We start from the raw sequence: 17,692 nt of genomic DNA, 5'->3' as shown, positions 1-17,692 counted from the left end.
CGCACATACGCGGGTGTAAAACCGTTAAAATAACGCTTTCCCCTATTCTACGGAACCATTATGCTTCAGCCGACCTCCAAACAGATTTTGCACGAAGTATTCGGTTATCCCGAATTTCGTGGCAAGCAGGAGGCTATCGTCAATGCTTTGGCCGGCGGCGAGAGTTTGATGGTGCTGATGCCGACGGGCGGGGGCAAGTCTTTGTGTTACCAGATTCCGGCGCTGATGCGCGAAGGCGTGGCGGTTGTCGTATCGCCGCTGATTGCGCTGATGAACGACCAAGTAGCCAGCCTGCATGTGGCCGGGATTGAAGCGGCGGCAGTCAACAGCAGCACATCGGCAGATGAGGCGCGCGAGATTGCCGACAAGCTTGCCCAAGGCCGTCTGAAACTGCTTTATGTCGCACCAGAACGCTTGGTTACCGACCGCTTTTTGCGTTTTCTCGACCAACAAACCGTCAGCCTGTTTGCCATTGATGAGGCGCATTGCGTCAGCCAATGGGGACACGATTTCCGCCCCGAATATCAACAGCTCGGCATGCTTGCCGAACGCTATCCGAACGTCCCGCGCATCGCCCTGACCGCTACCGCCGATGCGGCCACGCGCGCCGACATCAAGCATTATCTACACTTGGACAATGCGCCCGAATTTATTTCCAGCTTTGACCGCCCGAATATTTATTATCAGGTTATCGAAAAAAATAATGGTAAAAAACAATTACTGGATTTCATCCGCAAGCAGATGCATGGGCAAAGCGGCATTGTGTATTGTTTAAGTCGCAAAAAAGTCGAGGATGTGGCGCAGTTTTTGTGTGAAAATGGCTTGGAGGCGATTCCGTATCATGCCGGTTTGAGCATGGACGTGCGCGAGGAAAACCAACGCCGCTTTACGCATGAAGACAATATTATCGTGGTGGCGACCGTGGCGTTCGGCATGGGCATAGACAAACCCGACGTGCGCTTTGTCGCCCATCTCGATATGCCCCAAAGTGTCGAACATTTCTATCAGGAATCGGGGCGCGCCGGCCGGGACGGTCTGCCTGCCGTGAGCTGGCTGTGTTACGGCTTGAACGATTGGGTGTTGCTGCGCGAACGGATTGCCGAAGGCAACAGCGACGAGGTGCAAAAGCAAATCGAAATGCAAAAACTCGATGCCATGCTTTCCGTCTGCGAAACCGCCGCCTGCCGCCGCGTACTGCTGCTCAAACATTTCGGCGAAGAATCCGAACCCTGCGGCCATTGCGACAACTGCCTGCATCCGCCCGTGCGGTTTGACGGCACGGTGTTGGTGCAAAAATTACTCAGCTGCGTGTACCGCGCCGGACAACGCTTTGCCGCCGGTTACATCACCAACCTTTTACGCGGTAAAAGCGACGATTGGATACTGCGCAACGGCCATGACAAGTTATCCACATTCGGCATCGGCAGCGAACAGACTGACAAGGAATGGCGCAGTGTCATCCGCCAGTGCATCAGCTTGGGCTATCTCACCGTCAACGTCGAGCAGCATCAAGCCTTGCAGCTGACCGAAGCGGCCAAAAAAGTCCTCAAGGGCGAAACCGAAGTCATGTTGCGTCCCCTGCGCCGCGAAAAAACGGCCACCCAAAAGCCGAAAGACGATTGGTTGCGCACCGAGCGCGAAGAGCGTTTGTGGCAGGCATTGCGCCAATGGCGTCAACAACGTGCCCGGGCAGAGGAAGTGCCGGCCTATGTGGTTTGCGGCGACAAAACCCTGCGCGATATTGTCGAAAAAATGCCCCGAAGTTTGGAAGATTTACATCAAATCTACGGCTTGGGTGAGGCGAAAATCAATAAATTCGGTTTGGAGATACTCGACGTTTGCGAAACGACTGAAGCCGGTACGGTTTCCACAGACAGCGCACAAGTTATCCACAGCTTGGGCGAGCGCGAACAGGCCTTAAAACACGCTTTGGAAACTTGGCGCGAGCAGCAGGCAAGTGCCGACCAAGTAACGCTGGGTACGGTATTCTCCAACGAAAGCATGGACGATTTGCTGACTAATACGCCTGCCGAACCCATCGACCTTTTAGGCGTGTATAAACTAGGCGAAAAACGTATCGAACAATACGGCGAGGGCATTTTAAACATCTGCCGCCCGTTTTCAGACGGCCTGAGCGAAGAGGACAAACGCAAACGCCGCTTGATGCGCCGTTTGCTTCAGTGGAACATCGATACTGCCCGCCATGAGGGCCTCGAAGCTTATCAGATATGCAGCAAAGTCACACTGCGCGCGATTGCCGCCCGACGGCCGCAGGATTTGGCGGAGCTGGCGGAAATCCACGGCATGAGTGTGGAGAAAACTGATAAATACGGTGCGGAAATTGTCGAATTGTGCAAACAAGCGGATTAATTGACCGCGATTATCATCAAAGGCCGTCTGAAACCCAATCAAGCATGGCGTTTCAGACGGCCTTTTTGAATTTTTAATCTTTATAAAACAATAAATAAGAAAATAACTTTATTTGTTTTGTCAGTTTTTTAAAGCTGCCGCGTCTAAACAGGCATGAAATATGGGATGGTGCCGATTGATTTTTCGTCCCATCCCATTCGACACACATCGAGTAGGAAAATAAATGAACACCTCATCCAACCCCTCTTGGCAGGCTGCTTTCGGCTTGTTGGCACTCAGGCTTTTTGCCGCGTATGAATTTCTTGAATCCGGCTTGGAAAAATGGAACGGGGAAAACTGGTTTGCAGAAATAAACAGTCAATTTCCCTTTCCGTTCAATTTGTTGTCGGATACGGTCAACTGGAATTTGGCCATGTGGGCGGAACTGGTTTTGCCTGCGCTGCTCATTGTCGGCTTGGCAACGCGGCTGTCTGCGTTGGGGTTGATGGTCGTAACGGCTGTCGCATGGTCTGCGGTACATGCCGGCTTGGGTTACAATGTGTGCGACAATGGTTATAAAATGGCACTGATTTATTTGGTTGTTTTATTTCCTGTCCTATTGCAGGGCGCAGGCCGTCTGTCTTTGGATGCCCTGCTGAAGAAACGCTGTTGCCGCATCAAGTATTTTCTTTAAGGATTATCTTTCAGGATTAATGGTCGCGGGCCGACTTTAAATGCCCGATATTATCCCTTGATTTGTTTTAAAACCCATATTTTAAAAAGGAAGTTGAAATGAAAAAAAATGTAGCTGCTGCTCTGGCCGGTGCACTGTCCCTGTCTTTGGCTGCCGGTGTTGTTGCCGCTGATAAAGCTGCCAGCGACGTGGCCGTTGAGAAAACTGTTAAAGCTGCCGAAGGTACTTGCGGCGCGGCTGCCAAAGCCGGTGAAGGTTCTTGCGGCGCAGCTATGAAAAAAGCACACGCCAAAAAAGGCAAAGCATCTAAAGCCAAAGCTGCCAAAGTAGTAGAAGGCAAATGCGGCGAAGGTAAATGCGGTTCTAAATAATCCTGCAATATACCTTTAACAAAGTCGCATTTTATAAACGAAAATGCGACTTTGTCGTTCATACGGCACCATAACAGGACATCACCATGATTCAACATGCAGGCTTGGGCTACCGCCGCGACTTGGCGGAAGACTTCCTCTCGCTTTCAGACGACAGCCCGATACGCTTTATCGAAGCCGCCCCCGAAAACTGGCTGAAAATGGGCGGCAGGGCGCGCAAACAGTTTGACCGCGTGGCGGAACGGCTGCCGCTGGCGTTGCACGGATTATCTATGTCGCTGGGCGGACAAGCCCCGCTGGATACCGCCTTGATAGACGGAATCAAAGAAATGATGCTCCGTTATGACTGCACGTTTTTCTCCGACCATTTGAGCTATTGCCACGACGGCGGTCATCTTTACGATTTGTTGCCGCTGCCTTTCACTGAAGAAATGGTGCAACATACAGCGCGGCGTATCCGCGAAGTGCAAGACCGGTTGGGCTGCCGCATTGCCGTAGAAAACACCTCCTACTACCTGCATTCTCCGCTTGCCGAGATGAATGAGGTCGAGTTCCTCAACGCGGTTGCCCGTGAAGCCGACTGCGGTATTCATTTGGATGTGAACAATATTTATGTCAACGCCGTCAACCATGGCCTGTTGTCGCCTGAAGCCTTTTTGGAAAATGTGGACGCAGAGCGCGTGTGCTATATCCACATTGCCGGACATGACGTCGAAACGCCGGAATTGTTGATTGATACGCATGGCGCGGCGGTTTTGCCGACCGTTTGGGATTTACTCGAACTCGCCTATGCCAAACTGCCGACCATCCCGCCCACCCTGTTGGAACGCGATTTCAATTTCCCGCCTTTTGCCGAACTTGAAGCCGAAGTCGCTAAAATCGCCGACTATCAAATGCGTGCCAGAAAGGAATACCGTCATGCAGCCTGAAACCTCCGCCCAATACCAACACCGCTTTGCCCAAGCCATACGCGAAGGCAAAGCCGCAGACGGATTGCCGCAAGAGCGGTTGAATGTCTATATCCGACTGATACGCAACAATATTCACAGCTTTATCGACCGCTGTTATACCGAAACGCTGCAATACTTTGACAGCGAAGAATGGGGCCGTCTGAAAGAAGGTTTCGTCCGCAACGCGCGCGCTCAAACGCCCTATTTTCAAGAAATCCCCGGCGAGTTCCTCCAATATTGCCAAAGCCTGCCGCTTTCAGATGACCTCTTGGCATTGATGGACTTTGAACACACCCAGCTGCTCGCCGAAACCGCTCAGACCGATAGCCAAACAACCCATGCCGATTCAGACGATTTGGCTTACACCCTTTCTCCCGCCGCCTTTGTGCGCCGTTATCAGTATGACGTGACGGACGAATTGCAGGAGGCGGAAACTGCTGTTTTGGTGTGGCGCGATAAGGAAGATGACGTGATGTACCAAACGCTCGACGATTTCGATGCCTTATTGCTGGAAACGCTGGCAGAAACGCCCACTTCCCTAAACGGCCTGCAGACCATGCTGGCAGAGTTCATGCCGTCTGAAAACGCTTGGCAGGACGCATTAAGGCAAAAATGGACGGAATGGTTGGAACAGGGCATTTTGGTTGCGGCATAAATCAAGGCCGTCTGAAACGGGTGCAGTCGGTTTCGGCGAAACAAAAATACTACTGAAATCGTTTATAGATTCAATCGCATGCTCTTGCCGTATCAGCGTAAAATCAAAAGTATATTGATCATTCATTTCATACTGATACATTATGGCCCTACCCGAACTGACCGATGCCGAGCTTGCCGAATCCCGCAAACTGCTGCTGCGCTTTGCCCATATCCAGCTGCCCGACCGCCCCGATTTGGCGGAAGACCTCGTACAGGAAACCATGCTTTCTGCCTACCGTGCGGCCGAGGGTTTCAAAGGCGACGCCCAAGTGAGCAGCTGGCTGTTTGCAATCTTAAAAAACAAAATTACCGACTGCCTGCGCCAAATCGGACGGCAACGCCAAGTTTTCATCACGCGCGACGAGGAAGCCTTGGATGAAGCCTTTGAAGGACATTTTGCCGCCGACGGGCATTGGACGGACGAAGGACAGCCTCAGGGTTGGGACTCGCCCGAAGCCAGTTTGAACAATAAAGAGTTCTACCAAGTTTTGCAGACCTGCCTCTACCATCTGCCGGAAAACACCGCCCGCGTGTTTACCATGAAAGAGATTCTCGGCTTTTCAAGCGATGAAATCCGCGAACAATGCGGCATCAGCCATGCCAACTATTACACCATCATGCACCGTGCGCGCGAAACCTTGCGCCAGTGCCTGCAAATCAAATGGTTCTCCCATGCCTGACAGGAAAACGCCATGAAAAAATGCCGCAAAATAACCGATCTGATTTCCAAACAGCAAGACCAAGTGCATCTCAGTCTTTTTAACCGCATTGCCCTTGCCGTCCACCTGTCGCTCTGCCCCCGTTGCCGCGAATATAAGAAACAGCTCGAATTAATTAGCAATGCCATGCATAAGTTGTTTCGATGATTCAAAAAAAGCCGTCTGAAACCTACCCCTGTCAGTTTCAGACGGCCTTTTTGCATCTGCTTTATTTATTGCTAACTTGGAATAAGCCATGGTTTGCCGTTCACTTTTTTAGCTGCATTTATTTTTAAACTTGCGCCGTTGGCCTTTGTTTTTTGAGGCATGGCTGAAGATTCTAATACGGTAGAACAAGATAAAGGCCGTCTGAAAGATGAATTTCAGACGGCCTTTTTCACGGCTTTTAGTGTTGTTCTTCCGGCTCGGGTTCGTCTTTGCCGAACCAGTTGTCAAAGCGGATGGTGTATTTCAACTCGCCGCCGGAGGAGCGCGTGCCGATGCGGGCAACGGCTTGGATGGCGCGGGTCAGTTGGTACACGAGTTTGACGGATTGTTCGGCGCTGGAAATGCCATATTCGTAACCTGCGTAGAGGTTGTTGGTGAGCTGTTTGCCGACGGTCAGGACTTGTTCGGCAGGGTTGAGCTCGCCTGTTTGGGCGTTGCGGCTGCGTTTGCTGGTAAAGCCCAAATCATCCACAAGGCCGATGCGGTCGTTGACTTGGCCGGCAAGCAGTGCGCTGGCGGCCGCGGAGAGCGTGGCGTTATCGCCGTCGCTGCCGCTGCTGGCACGGTTGAGGATGAGCCAGGAGAGTTTGTCTTTTTCGCTCATGGCTTCCTTGGCAACCAAGGTCACGCGCGGATTGTTGAGGCTGCCGAGGACTTCGACGCCAGCGCCGACCGGGGAGAGGCGGCGTTCGGCACGGATGTTAAGATTTGGATTGGTCAGCGGGCCGACAAAGGAAACCGATCCTTTGGTGATGTCGAGGTCTTGGCCGTAGGCTTTGTAGCGGCCTTTGACAACGCGCACGGTGCCGACGCCTTGGACGGCTTCGCCCGGACGTGATGTGATGGACAGTTTGCCGCCGATGGTAACGTCTGCGCCGTAGCCGACAAAACGGACATTGTCGTTGATGTTCAAGACAAGGTTCATATTAATCGGCGTGGTGGCCGTTGCTTCTTTTTTGGTTTCGCCCAGTACGACCACGTCGTCGTCGAGGGTCGGCATGGAGGATTTTTGCGAACCAAACCTGCCGTAGTCGGTGTTGAGCGTGCCGTTGAGCGATACGCCTTTTTCCGGATTGTAGAGGACTTTGGCCGCGCCGGAGAGCTGCAGTTGGCGGTTTGGACGCGAGAGGGTGCGGTATTTGTCGAAGACGATGTCCACGTCGACATCGGGGTTGGCGTTGGCAAGGTTGACCGCACCTTTGAGCTCAATCGTGCCGCCACGGTGGAATTTGAGGCTGTCGATCACCCATTTTTGACCCTGCAGGCGCGAACGCAATACGCCGTTGTCGAGAATCAGGCCTTGGGTTTGATGGCGGTAATAGAGGTTGTCGCCGTTAATCAGGCCGCTTAGTTGCGGATCGTTCAGACGGCCTGCCAAGTTGACGGCGGCGTTCAGACGGCCTTTGAGAGTTTGGCCGACGGGTAGGAAGTTGCGGAAGACTTCGAGGTTGGCGACGTTCAGGTTGAGTTTGCCGCTCAGAGGGGCAGTGTCGAAGCTGGTGCCTTGGCCGATGTTGACGGTACCGTCGGCACGGCCGTAATTGGTTTGGAGGTCGAGGTTGCTGTTGACGGTGGGCGAACCGAGTCGGCCGCCGATGGTGGCGGTCGCGTTCAGACGGCCTGCAATGCCTTGGGCTGTCGCCGGCATAAAGGATTTGAGCGAGCCTAAATCGGGAACGCTGATATTGACTTTGCCGCTGACGGGGGCGTTGTTGATGTTGTTGCCGAACTGTTGGGCGATGCCGAGCGTGCCGTCAACTTTGCCGAAGCGGGTGTTGCCTTCCAGCGTGCTGTCGATGCGGCCGTTTTGGAAACGGGTGCGCAGGGCGAGCGCGGAAAGTCCCAAAGGCTGTTTGTTTTTCGGATCTTTGCCCGGCAGGATGATGTCGCCGCTTTGACGGCTGATGTTGAGGAAGCCGCGCGCGTTTTGACTGTAAGCCAAATCCCAGTCGCCGCCCAAGACGAGGTTGTGTTCGATGGGCGGGGTGTAGAAGTTGTGCAACTCGGTAATGTGCAGATTTTGCGCGCTGCCTTTACTGGTAATGCCGGCTTTTTTGTCCCAAACGAAATTTTGCAGGTTGAGGCTGCCGCCCATGGCCGCCCAGCGCGCGCTGCTGAGGGAAACGCGTTCGCTGCCGGCCTCGAGGTTGAGGCGGTTTTGCAGTTTAAGGTTGAACGCGCCGCTAATGTCGAGCGTGTCAACCGTGCCTTTCCATTGGGTTTGGTCTTTGTTGAGGCCGCCGGTGGCGTCGAGGTTGAGCTTATAGCGTTTGTTGTCCACTGCCATGTTGCTGTTGCCGCGGATGTGGTGGTGCGAGCCTGTGCCGCTGATGAGCAGGTTGACGTTGTCGATCATGGCCGCGCCGCCGGAGACGGCGATGTGTTCGCCTTTGATGTCGGCACTCAGCGGACGGTTGGTGTCGGGCGAACCTTTGAGCTTGAAGTCGAGGGTGCGGATGTTGACGGCATCGGCGACTTTGAAGTTGCGTGCTTCGCCGTTCAAATCGGCTTCAAGGGTTTTGAGGCCGTCTGAAAAGCTGCCGGAGATATAGCCGCGCGCGTTGAGCAGGCCACCCAAGCCGAAGCCGAAACGCGACAAATCGGGGGCGGTAATGTTGAGGTTGAGGCGGTCGCCTTTTTTGCCGAAGCTGCCGTTGGTTTTGACGATGTTGCTGCCGAGGGTCAGGTCGGTCAGGGCGCGCGAGAGGTGTTTGTTTTCATAGGCGACGTCGGCTTTGCCGCTGAGTGGAACGCCGTTGAGCGTACTCGGTGCGAACTGCATTTTGCCAGCGAATTTCTCTTGCGCCAGTATGCCGGTCAAGTTGATGTTGCCGTTGACGCTGCCTTGCGGAAGCTGCGGATCGATGCGCGCAGGGTTGAAGGCTTTGCTGACGATGTCCAGTTGCAGTTTGCGGTCTTTAAAGAGTTCGAGCGAGCCTTTGGCGTTGAGCTCGCCGCCGTTTTGTGGAACCAGACGGACTTTGTCGAGCTTGAGCGTACGCTGGCCGAGCTGTTTGTCGGTTTGGAAAAACAGCATGCCGTCTGTACGCGCAAATCCGCTGTCGAGATTCCAGTTGACGATGGGGGAGGAGGTTTCGCCTTTGACGTCGATGCTGCCGTTCAGACGGCCTGCGATGTTTTGACGGACAAAGTCGTCCGCGCCGGTATTGTTGATGCCCAGTGCGAGTTTGAGCTGGTCTTGGGCGGTGTCGATAGAGCCGGATACATCAATGCTGCCGTCTTTGAGCAGGCCGACGCCGATGTCTTCGATTTTGACCGTGCCTTTATCGTCGACAATGAATTCGCCGAGGATGCGTTTGACGGGGATATGGTTTTCATCGGCAAAACCGGCTTGGTCGTTTTCCAAGTCTATCGAGCCTTCCAGCGCAACGCCGTCTGTAAAGGACGGAATGGTGGTGGCGTCGAAATTCAGACGTGCTTTGGGCAGGGTGGGCAGGAAGGCCTGCGGATTGATGTTGGAACCTTTAACCAGGATTTCACCGACGGTTTCGTTGAGGCTGTCGGCGAATGGGTGGATGGTGGATTTGGCAGACAAATGAACGTTGTCGCCGTCGAGCAGTAGGTCGGTGTACACGTCTTGCAGGCTGCCCCACAGGCGCACCGTGCCGTGTATGGTTTCGCCCTCAAGCTGGCCTTTGGTGTAGATGGCGGTATTGAGGACGTAGGGTTTGTTCAAACCGAGCACCACCGCGCCTGTCGAGCTGCTCCATGGTGTATCGGCGGTTTTGATGTGGAGGCGGTGTTCTTTTTTGTCGTAATGGTAGGCCGCGTGCAGATGGTCGAGATAGACGGTCTGCTTGTCAAAACGCTTGCCCACGCTGATTTTGCCGGTTTCCAAACGGTCGAGATAGGCGGTAACGGGCAGGTCTATGCTGTCGGGCAGGCCTTTTGACGGCTCTTCTTCTTTGGGCGGCGTGCGCTTGGTCACGATGGCGATGTCGCCGGCCACGACTTCGGTAATGTGCAAAGACGGACGGAACAGCTCGGACGGTTTCCAATCAAAACGGAAGCTGCTGATTTTGATGTCCGCACCGTCTGTTTCAATCAACCATTTGTCGCCTTCAAAACCTTCAATCAGCGTGCCTTTCAGTGTGTCCGAAGAGATTTTGACGCCGAACCATGACGGGATTTTGTACAAACCGAAACGCAAACCCGATTCCGTACCGACCAGCCAGCCGATCGCTCCGGCAGAAACGGTCAATACGCCCAAGGCGGACAGGACAAAGCCGCGCAACAGACGTTTTTTGCGCTTTGGCGGGGCGGGCTGTTGTTCAGACGGCGTGGAAGTGTTTGCAGTATCGGTCATGATATTTTTCTGTTTGTCTGTTGTTCAGACGGCCTGGAATGGCTGAGGCCGTCTGAAAAAATGGATGGTGTATGTTTGTTAAAACCTTGTGCCTAAACTGATGTGCCAGCGGATTTTTTTGTCGTGGTGGCCGTAGGCAATGTCGAAGGAGAACGGCGCAACCGGGCTGAACCAGCGCACGCCCAAGCCGGTACCGTGTTTTAAGGTCATGTGTTTGAAGTTGCTTGCCGCATCGCCGACATCGTGGAAGATGGCGCCGGAGAAGCTTTTGGTAACCGGGAATTGATATTCGAGGCTGCCGACCACCAAGGCGCGTTGCGGCAGGACGGAGCCGTTGGGGCCGGCCAAGCCGATGCTGTCGAGTTCGTAACCGCGTACGGAAGTTGCGCCGCCGGTGCGGAACATCAGGCTGGACGGTACTTCTTCGCCTTCGCGGGCATAAACGTAGCCTGCCTGTCCGCGTACGATGAATGTACCGATTTTTTTGTTTTCAGGCGTGAAGAAATAGCCTGCGCGTGCCGTGGCGCGTGCCATTTGGGTGGAGGAGAGGAATTTGCCCAAGGTCGAGCCGATTTTGCCGTCGAGGTAGTAGCCGTTTTGAGGATGCAGCTCGGTTTCGATGCTTTGCCGTTTCCATGAGGCGGTCAGCATGGTGGCATGGCTTCGGCCCAAATCGTAGCTGGTGTCGGGGACTTTGCGGTCTTCGGTAATGAATTCGAGGCCGAAGCGGGCATCGATATTGTTGCGGTCGCGGACATACCAAATGCCGCTGGACAGGGCGCGTTTTTCAAGGTTTTGCGTGGTCGAGCGGTTGTAGGAAACGTTGCTTGTCCAGTAGTTGCCGCGGTTGTTGCGCGGCTGGCTGATACCGGCGGCCAGCGTGGTTTCGTATTTGTCCATGTCCCAAACGACCGAACCGATGTAGCCCTTGTTAAAGAGGTTGTAATAGTCGTAGGCGATGCGGCCGCCGATTCCGTATTCGGAGTCGTAGCGGATACCGGTTTCCAGTTTGTGGCGTTTGACTTCGGTCACGTTGATTTTGACGGGAACGCGGTCGCCTTGCAGTTGATCGAAGTCGGCTTGTACGGATGCGCCGGAATAGTGGCCGTTTTGTTCGAGCGCCTGTTGCAGGTCGAGGATTTTATCCAAGTCGTAAGGCGAACCGGGTTGGAAGCGCGCCATGCCGGAAACCACGCTCTCAGGGTAGCGGCGTGTGCCGGTGATTTGGAAATCGCCGAAGTAAATGGGGCGGTTGCTTTCCACGATGACGTTCAAGTCGGCTTTTTGCGTATTGGGATTGATGGTGGCTTGGGTGGTAGTGAGTTTCGCCAAAGGGTATTTTTTGCGTGTTACCGCGCTGAGGACAGAGGTTTTACTCGCACTCCAGCCGTCTTGGTCGAAGTTTTCTCCAACGGGCTGTTGCCAGTTTTCCATCGCATTTTGGTAGTATTCGGCCAAGTTGTCGTCATTCAATACGTCGCCGAGGATGGCTACGCTGACGTTGTCGACTTTGGTGCGCGGGCCGGGGGTGACGTTGACGGTATAGCTTTCGCCGTGGTCTTGAATATTGACGTTGCTGTTGAAGTAGCCTTTGGTCCGGAGCATGGTTTTGACGTTGTCGGGAGCCTCTTCGGCGAGGAAGCCGACCTGCTCTTTGTCCAGTTCTTCGTCCTGCTGCTGGGTAATCAGCGGCAGGTATTCTTCAAGCATTTCTTTGATTTCGCTGTCTTGGGTGTCGATTTTGACGGGGAATTTGGGCTTGAGTTTGCCTGTTTGGTCGTCTTTGGGCTGCTTGGGCATTTCAGATTCGGGAACGGCTTCGTAGTCTTCCGCTTTGGGAACGGAAGTATCTACTGCCAACGCGTGTCCGTAGGCGAGCGCCAATGATGCAAATAAAACAGGGTAGGTCAGTTTGGTCATGATGTGTGTTCGACAGCGACAATTCTTCAGTTTGGGGATTTTAACATTATTTCTGCAAGGTTTCAGGCTATGGTTATAAACGGAAATTTAGCGCGATAATGTTGCAAAATGTGACGTAAGGGCGGATTTTGGTTTGTTTCTATACGATTGTAATATTTATGTTTTTGTATTTTGGCTGATGAAGTTGCCTTTGTATTCGGCCTTATGGCGCAGATTTCAGGCCGTCTGAAAGCAAGATATAGAGAAGTAAAGCAACGGTATGGATATGCTTGAAAGTAGGATTTGAGCTGGTTTGACCGTATTTTTGGCATAAAGTGCCAACTGTGTCATAAATGCTAAACTTTGATGCTGTTTTTGTGAGGTGTGCGTGAAAACCTCGCCGACAAATGATTTTTTATTTTAGAATGTAAGACTTTTTTAACATATCTTTAAATTGAAGGAACGGATATGGCAAGTGGCAATCCGCTTTTAAACGCGATCAACAGCGTCAGCCTGGTGGTACAAATCGCCATCGGCTTGGTTTTAGGTATTCTTGTGGGCGCAGTTTCGCCGCAAGTCGGTATCAGTGCAGGACTGCTGGGCAGCCTGTTTGTCGGTGCGCTTAAGGCTATCGCGCCGATTTTGGTATTTGTTTTGGTGACTGCCGCCATTGCGCAACACCAAAAAGGCAATCAGGCCCACATCAAACCGATTTTGATTTTGTATATTTTCGGTACGTTTGCCGCGGCCGTGGTGGCGGTTGTCGCCAGTATGGCATTCCCGACCACGCTGATTCTGCGTACGGCCGGCGATGTATCCGTTGCGCCGCCTTCCGGCATTATCGAAGTATTGAAAACGCTGCTGATGAATTTGGTGGCTAACCCGATTAACGCGCTGGCTAATGCCAACTATATCGGCATTTTGGCTTGGGCTTTGGTATTGGGCGCGGCTTTGCGCCATCACGGTTCGGATACGACCCGTCAAGTGGCGGCCGACTTGGCCGATACCGTTTCGACCGTCGTGAAATGGATTATCCGTTTTGCGCCGTTGGGTATTTTCGGCTTGGTGTCTTCTACTATTGCGGAAACCGGTTTTGAAGCGCTTGCCGGCTATATGCAGCTGTTGGCCGTATTGCTCGGCTGTATGCTGTTTATCGCCTTGGTGGTCAACCCGATTATTGTGTGGACGCAAATCCGCAGCAATCCTTTCCCGCTGGTGTTTACCTGCCTGCGTGAAAGCGGCGTGTATGCCTTCTTTACCCGTTCTTCCGCCGCCAATATCCCTGTGAACATGGCATTGGCGAAAAAACTAGGCCTGCACGAAGACACTTACTCTATTTCCATTCCATTGGGTGCAACCATCAATATGGCCGGTGCGGCAATCACCATTACCGTTTTGGCGATGGCTGCGGCGCACACGCAAGGCATTACGGTTGACTTCGCCACTGCTCTGCTGCTGAGCCTGGTGGCCACCGTCAGCGCGTGCGGTGCATCCGGTGTGGCCGGTGGTTCGTTGCTGCTGATTCCTTTGGCGTGCAGCCTGTTCGGTATCGATAACGATGTGGCCATGCAGGTGGTTGCCGTCGGCTTCATCATCGGCGTGATTCAAGACTCTGCAGAAACTGCGTTGAACTCTTCCACCGACGTTTTGTTCACTGCCGCTGCCGATTTGGGTCGTCAACGTAAAGAGTGATTTTTAGGATTAACCTAAATCCAGCAAAGGCCGTCTGAACAGTTTCAGACGGCCTTTGTTTTGGGCAAAGCAAAGGGATTTTTAGATGGTCAAGCCGATAGGTTGGTTTGGTCGGACTGACGGTATCCGTTGTCATCAGTTGGATTTTTCCCGTAAAATACAGTCTTGAATGTATTTGAGTTATCCTTTTCAGACGGCCTGACCGTCTTATCACATTTGCAAAAAAAAACAATGATTAAAAAAATATTCTCATGGTTCGAGTCACGCATCGACCCTTATCCAGAAGCTGCTCCGAAAACGCCAGAAAAAGGGTTGTGGCGGTTTATTTGGAGCAATATTGAAGGCGTGCGTAAATGGATCGCCGTGTTGGCCGTGTTTACGGTCGGCGTCGGCATCATGGAAGCCTTGATGTTCCAATTTATGGGCAAGGTGGTCGACTGGCTCGGCGCTTATACGCCGCAAACGCTTTTTGTTGAAAAAGGCCATGCATTAATCGGCATGATGGTCATGGTGGCATTTTTTGCCGTTTGGACCTTTTTCGCTTCCAATGTGCGCCTGCAAACCCTGCAAGGCGTGTTCCCCATGCGCCTGCGTTGGAATTTTCACCGCCTGATGCTGGGTCAAAGCCTGGGCTTTTATCAGGACGAGTTTGCCGGCCGCGTGTCCGCCAAAGTCATGCAAACCGCGCTGGCGCTGCGCGATGTCGTGATGACTGTTGCCGATATGGTTGTGTATGTGTTGGTGTACTTCATCACTTCCGGCGTGATTCTGTCCTCATTCGATGCTTGGCTTATCGTGCCGTTTATCTGCTGGATGATTGGATTTGCCATGATTATGCGTTTCCTGATTCCCAAGCTCGGCAGAACCGCTGCGCGTCAGGCCGATGCGCGCTCGCTGATGACCGGCCGCATTACCGACGCCTACTCCAATATCGCCACCGTCAAACTCTTCTCCCACGGCGCACGCGAGGCCGCTTATGCCAAGCAGTCGATGGAGGAATTTATGGTAACCGTCCATGCCCAAATGCGTTTGGCAACGCTGCTGTACACCTGCAGCTTTATCGTCAACAGTTCGCTGACCGTCGGCACAACCGCTTTGGGCATTTGGCTTTGGTATCACGGCCAAGTCGGCGTGGGTGCGGTCGCCACCGCCACGGCCATGGCATTGCGTGTGAACGGTTTGTCGCAATACATCATGTGGGAATCCGCCCGATTGTTTGAAAACATCGGTACCGTCAACGATGGCATGGCCACCCTGTCCAAACCCCACACCATCCTCGATAAGCCGCAAGCCCTGCCGCTGAAAGTTACCCGAGGCGAAATCAAGTTTGAACACGTCGATTTCTCCTACGAAGCAGGCAAACCGCTCCTCAACGGCTTTAACCTGAACATCAAACCCGGCGAAAAAGTCGGCTTGATCGGCCGCAGCGGCGCAGGCAAATCCACCATCGTCAACCTGCTCCTGCGCTTTTACGAACCGCAAAGCGGCACGATTTCGATCGACGGCCAAAACGTGGACAGCGTGACCCAAGAAAGCCTGCGCGCCCAAATTGGTCTGGTAACGCAAGATACCTCGCTGCTGCACCGCTCCGTGCGCGACAACATTATCTACGGCCGCCCCGACGCCACAGACGCTGAAATGATTTCCGCTGCCGAACGCGCCGAAGCCGCCGACTTCATCCCCAACCTTTCCGATGCCAAAGGCCGGCGTGGTTATGATGCGCACGTCGGCGAACGCGGCGTGAAACTTTCCGGCGGCCAACGCCAGCGCATCGCCATCGCCCGCGTCATGCTCAAAGATGCGCCGATTCTGTTGCTTGACGAAGCCACCAGCGCGCTCGACTCCGAAGTCGAAGCTGCCATCCAAGAAAGCCTCGACAAAATGATGGAAGGCAAAACCGTGATTGCCATCGCCCACCGCCTCTCCACCATCGCCGCGATGGACCGCCTCATCGTCTTGGACAAAGGCCGCATCATCGAAGAAGGCAGCCACACCGAGTTGCTCGCGAAACAAGGTCTGTACGCCAAACTTTGGGCGCACCAAAGCGGCGGCTTCTTGAGTGAGCATGTCGAGTGGGAAAACAATTAAACGCTTTGAAAGAAGATAAAAGGCCGTCTGAAAACATTTTCAGACGGCCTTTATTCATGAAGCAGAGGGCAGGCGGGATAACCGCTTTTTCAGTTGAAACCTTAGTTTTTTACAGCCCCAGCGACCAAGCATTTTGGTGCTCGGACAAGTCTTCCAAACGGTTTTCGTAATGGGCGAAGATTTCTTCGATAATTTTGTCTTCGTCGTCGATGACGCAGATCAGGTTCAAGTCTTCTTCCAGAATCAGATTTCTGCCCAGCAACTGCTCGTGTATCCAGTCCAACAGTCCCGCCCAAAATGCTTTGCCTACTAAGATAATCGGGCGGTCGGGCGTTTTGCCGGTTTGCACCAAAGTCAGGCTTTCAAACAATTCGTCCAATGTGCCGAAACCGCCGGGCATGACGACATACGCTACGGCGTGTTTGACGAACATGACTTTGCGCGGGAAGAAGTGTTGGAATTTAATCGACAAATCTTGATACGGATTGGCTTTTTGCTCGTGCGGCAATACGATATTCAGCCCCACCGCCGGACTTGCGCCTGCAAACGCGCCTTTGTTGGCCGCTTCCATAATGCCCGGCCCGCCTCCGGAAATGACGGAAAATCCGGCATCCGACAGCTTGCGTGCCAAGCGCAATGTGAATGCGTAGTCGGGATGGTTTTCGGGCGTGCGCGCGCTGCCGTAAATGCTGACGGCCGGCTGAATGGCGCGCAATTCTTCGCCGGCTTCGACAAATTCGGAAATAATCTTCAATACATGATACGACTCGCGCGCCTGAATATCGCGGCGTGTTTCGTCGGGCAGCATGGGTTTGGGCAGTTTTTTGAGCAGGCTCACAGCTTTTCCTTCGTGTTTTTATGTGCAGTATTGTAACCCGAAAGAGGCGGGCCGTCTGAAAGTTGGGTTTCGGCGGCAAGTGTGCCTGCCACATCTTCAAAAGCCCGTTACAATATCTGCTTTTATTCAACTGCTCCGCCATGCTCGATATTATCCACCGCGACAGCCGCACCGTTGCCGTCAACAAACCTGCCGGAATGCTGGTGCACCGAAGCTGGTTAGACAAACACGAAACCCGTTTTGCCGTGCAAACCCTGCGCGACCAAATCGGGCAGCACGTCTATCCCGTCCACCGCCTCGACCGCCCGACTTCCGGCGTCTTGCTGTTTGCCCTCGATACGGAAGCCGCACGGTTACTGACGCAGCAGTTTGAAAACAAAACCATCGAAAAAACCTATTGGGCGATTGTTCGCGGTCATCTACCTTCAGACGGCCTGATTGATTACGCCCTCAAATATATGCCCGACAAAATCGCCGAAGCGCAGACCGAAGCCACATTGCAGGAAGCGCAAACCACCTACCGTTGTCTGGCACAAACCGAGTTGCCGTTCCAATCCGCCCTGCGTTATCCGACTTCGCGTTATTCGTGGGCCGAACTCACGCCGCACACCGGCCGCAAACACCAACTCCGCCGCCATATGAAACACATTTTCCACCCCATCGTCGGCGACACCAACTACGGCGATTTGCGCCAAAACCATGCCGTTGCCGAACATATCGGCACGCAACGCTTAATGTTGCACGCGCAGAGCCTCAGTTTTCAAAGCATAGAAGACGGTAGTCGGATGACCGTACAAGCGCCGATAGACAACGACTGGCAGCTTTGGATGGAAAAATTTAAAACCGAGGCCGTCTGAAAACC

At 53.5% G+C, this 17,692-nt stretch carries 13 protein-coding genes; 10 read left to right on the top strand and 3 right to left on the bottom strand.

All coding sequences use genetic code 11. The features are described 5' to 3' along the window. Positions 1 to 60: 60 nt before the first annotated feature. From recQ to ACTHTG_RS05485, 7 genes are all read left to right on the top strand, one after another. Positions 61 to 2,370, top strand: a complete 2,310-nt coding sequence (gene recQ, locus ACTHTG_RS05515) for a DNA helicase RecQ (protein WP_308538576.1) — start codon at positions 61 to 63, stop codon at positions 2,368 to 2,370. A 223-nt stretch (positions 2,371 to 2,593) separates the two neighbouring features. Beyond that, complete coding sequence (locus ACTHTG_RS05510; RefSeq protein ID WP_308538575.1) at positions 2,594 to 3,043, top strand: HvfX family Cu-binding RiPP maturation protein; 450 nt, start codon at positions 2,594 to 2,596, stop codon at positions 3,041 to 3,043. 98 nt (positions 3,044 to 3,141) lie between these two features. Further along, entirely contained in the window at positions 3,142 to 3,414 is a 273-nt protein-coding gene (locus tag ACTHTG_RS05505; RefSeq protein WP_049333024.1) for a hypothetical protein, read from the top strand. A gap of 86 nt (positions 3,415 to 3,500) precedes the next feature. Continuing rightward, positions 3,501 to 4,343, top strand: coding sequence for an HvfB family MNIO-type RiPP peptide maturase (locus ACTHTG_RS05500; RefSeq protein ID WP_440360572.1), 843 nt, complete (start codon positions 3,501 to 3,503; stop codon positions 4,341 to 4,343). Then, entirely contained in the window at positions 4,333 to 5,019 is a 687-nt protein-coding gene (locus tag ACTHTG_RS05495) for an HvfC family RiPP maturation protein (protein ID WP_004519153.1), read from the top strand. The genes ACTHTG_RS05500 and ACTHTG_RS05495 overlap by 11 nt, the downstream gene beginning before the upstream one ends. A 142-nt stretch (positions 5,020 to 5,161) precedes the next feature. Next, the gene (locus ACTHTG_RS05490; RefSeq protein ID WP_004519152.1) at positions 5,162 to 5,740 is read left to right on the top strand and encodes a sigma-70 family RNA polymerase sigma factor; all 579 of its coding nucleotides are present in this window, start codon (positions 5,162 to 5,164) and stop codon (positions 5,738 to 5,740) included. 12 nt (positions 5,741 to 5,752) lie between these two features. Further along, positions 5,753 to 5,926, top strand: a complete 174-nt coding sequence (locus tag ACTHTG_RS05485; RefSeq protein WP_004519151.1) for a hypothetical protein — start codon at positions 5,753 to 5,755, stop codon at positions 5,924 to 5,926. Between the two features lie 238 nt (positions 5,927 to 6,164). Here ACTHTG_RS05485 and ACTHTG_RS05480 read toward each other — a convergent pair whose 3' ends face one another. After that, the gene (locus ACTHTG_RS05480; protein ID WP_440360571.1) at positions 6,165 to 10,313 is read right to left on the bottom strand and encodes a translocation/assembly module TamB domain-containing protein; all 4,149 of its coding nucleotides are present in this window, start codon (positions 10,311 to 10,313) and stop codon (positions 6,165 to 6,167) included. Between the two features lie 78 nt (positions 10,314 to 10,391). Then, on the bottom strand, positions 10,392 to 12,233 hold the full coding sequence (locus tag ACTHTG_RS05475) for an autotransporter assembly complex protein TamA (RefSeq protein ID WP_440360570.1): 1,842 nt from the start codon (positions 12,231 to 12,233) through the stop codon (positions 10,392 to 10,394). Between the two features lie 447 nt (positions 12,234 to 12,680). Here ACTHTG_RS05475 and sstT point away from each other — a divergent pair, with 447 nt between their 5' ends. Both sstT and ACTHTG_RS05465 read left to right on the top strand, forming a co-directional pair. Continuing rightward, positions 12,681 to 13,904: a serine/threonine transporter SstT gene (gene sstT, locus ACTHTG_RS05470; RefSeq protein ID WP_440360569.1), complete on the top strand. Its 1,224-nt coding sequence runs from the start codon at positions 12,681 to 12,683 to the stop codon at positions 13,902 to 13,904. A 231-nt stretch (positions 13,905 to 14,135) separates the two neighbouring features. Further along, positions 14,136 to 15,992, top strand: a complete 1,857-nt coding sequence (locus ACTHTG_RS05465; protein WP_440360568.1) for an ABC transporter ATP-binding protein — start codon at positions 14,136 to 14,138, stop codon at positions 15,990 to 15,992. A gap of 109 nt (positions 15,993 to 16,101) precedes the next feature. On the opposite strand, the gene ACTHTG_RS05460 is transcribed toward ACTHTG_RS05465, so the two are convergent. Then, a complete protein-coding gene (locus ACTHTG_RS05460) occupies positions 16,102 to 16,830 on the bottom strand; it encodes a TIGR00730 family Rossman fold protein (RefSeq protein WP_440360567.1) in 729 nt (242 codons plus the stop codon). Positions 16,831 to 16,970: 140 nt separating this feature from the next. On the opposite strand from ACTHTG_RS05460, the gene truC reads away from it, so the two are divergent. Beyond that, positions 16,971 to 17,687, top strand: a complete 717-nt coding sequence (gene truC, locus ACTHTG_RS05455; RefSeq protein ID WP_004519141.1) for a tRNA pseudouridine(65) synthase TruC — start codon at positions 16,971 to 16,973, stop codon at positions 17,685 to 17,687. The last annotated feature ends 5 nt before the right edge of the window (positions 17,688 to 17,692 follow it).

The sequence above is a fragment of the Neisseria sp. P0017.S009 genome, assembly GCF_051957375.1.
GTDB classification, from domain to species: domain Bacteria; phylum Pseudomonadota; class Gammaproteobacteria; order Burkholderiales; family Neisseriaceae; genus Neisseria; species Neisseria perflava.
The sequence above is the reverse complement of the archived record's forward strand: the minus strand, read 5'-3'. Positions and strand labels throughout refer to the sequence as shown.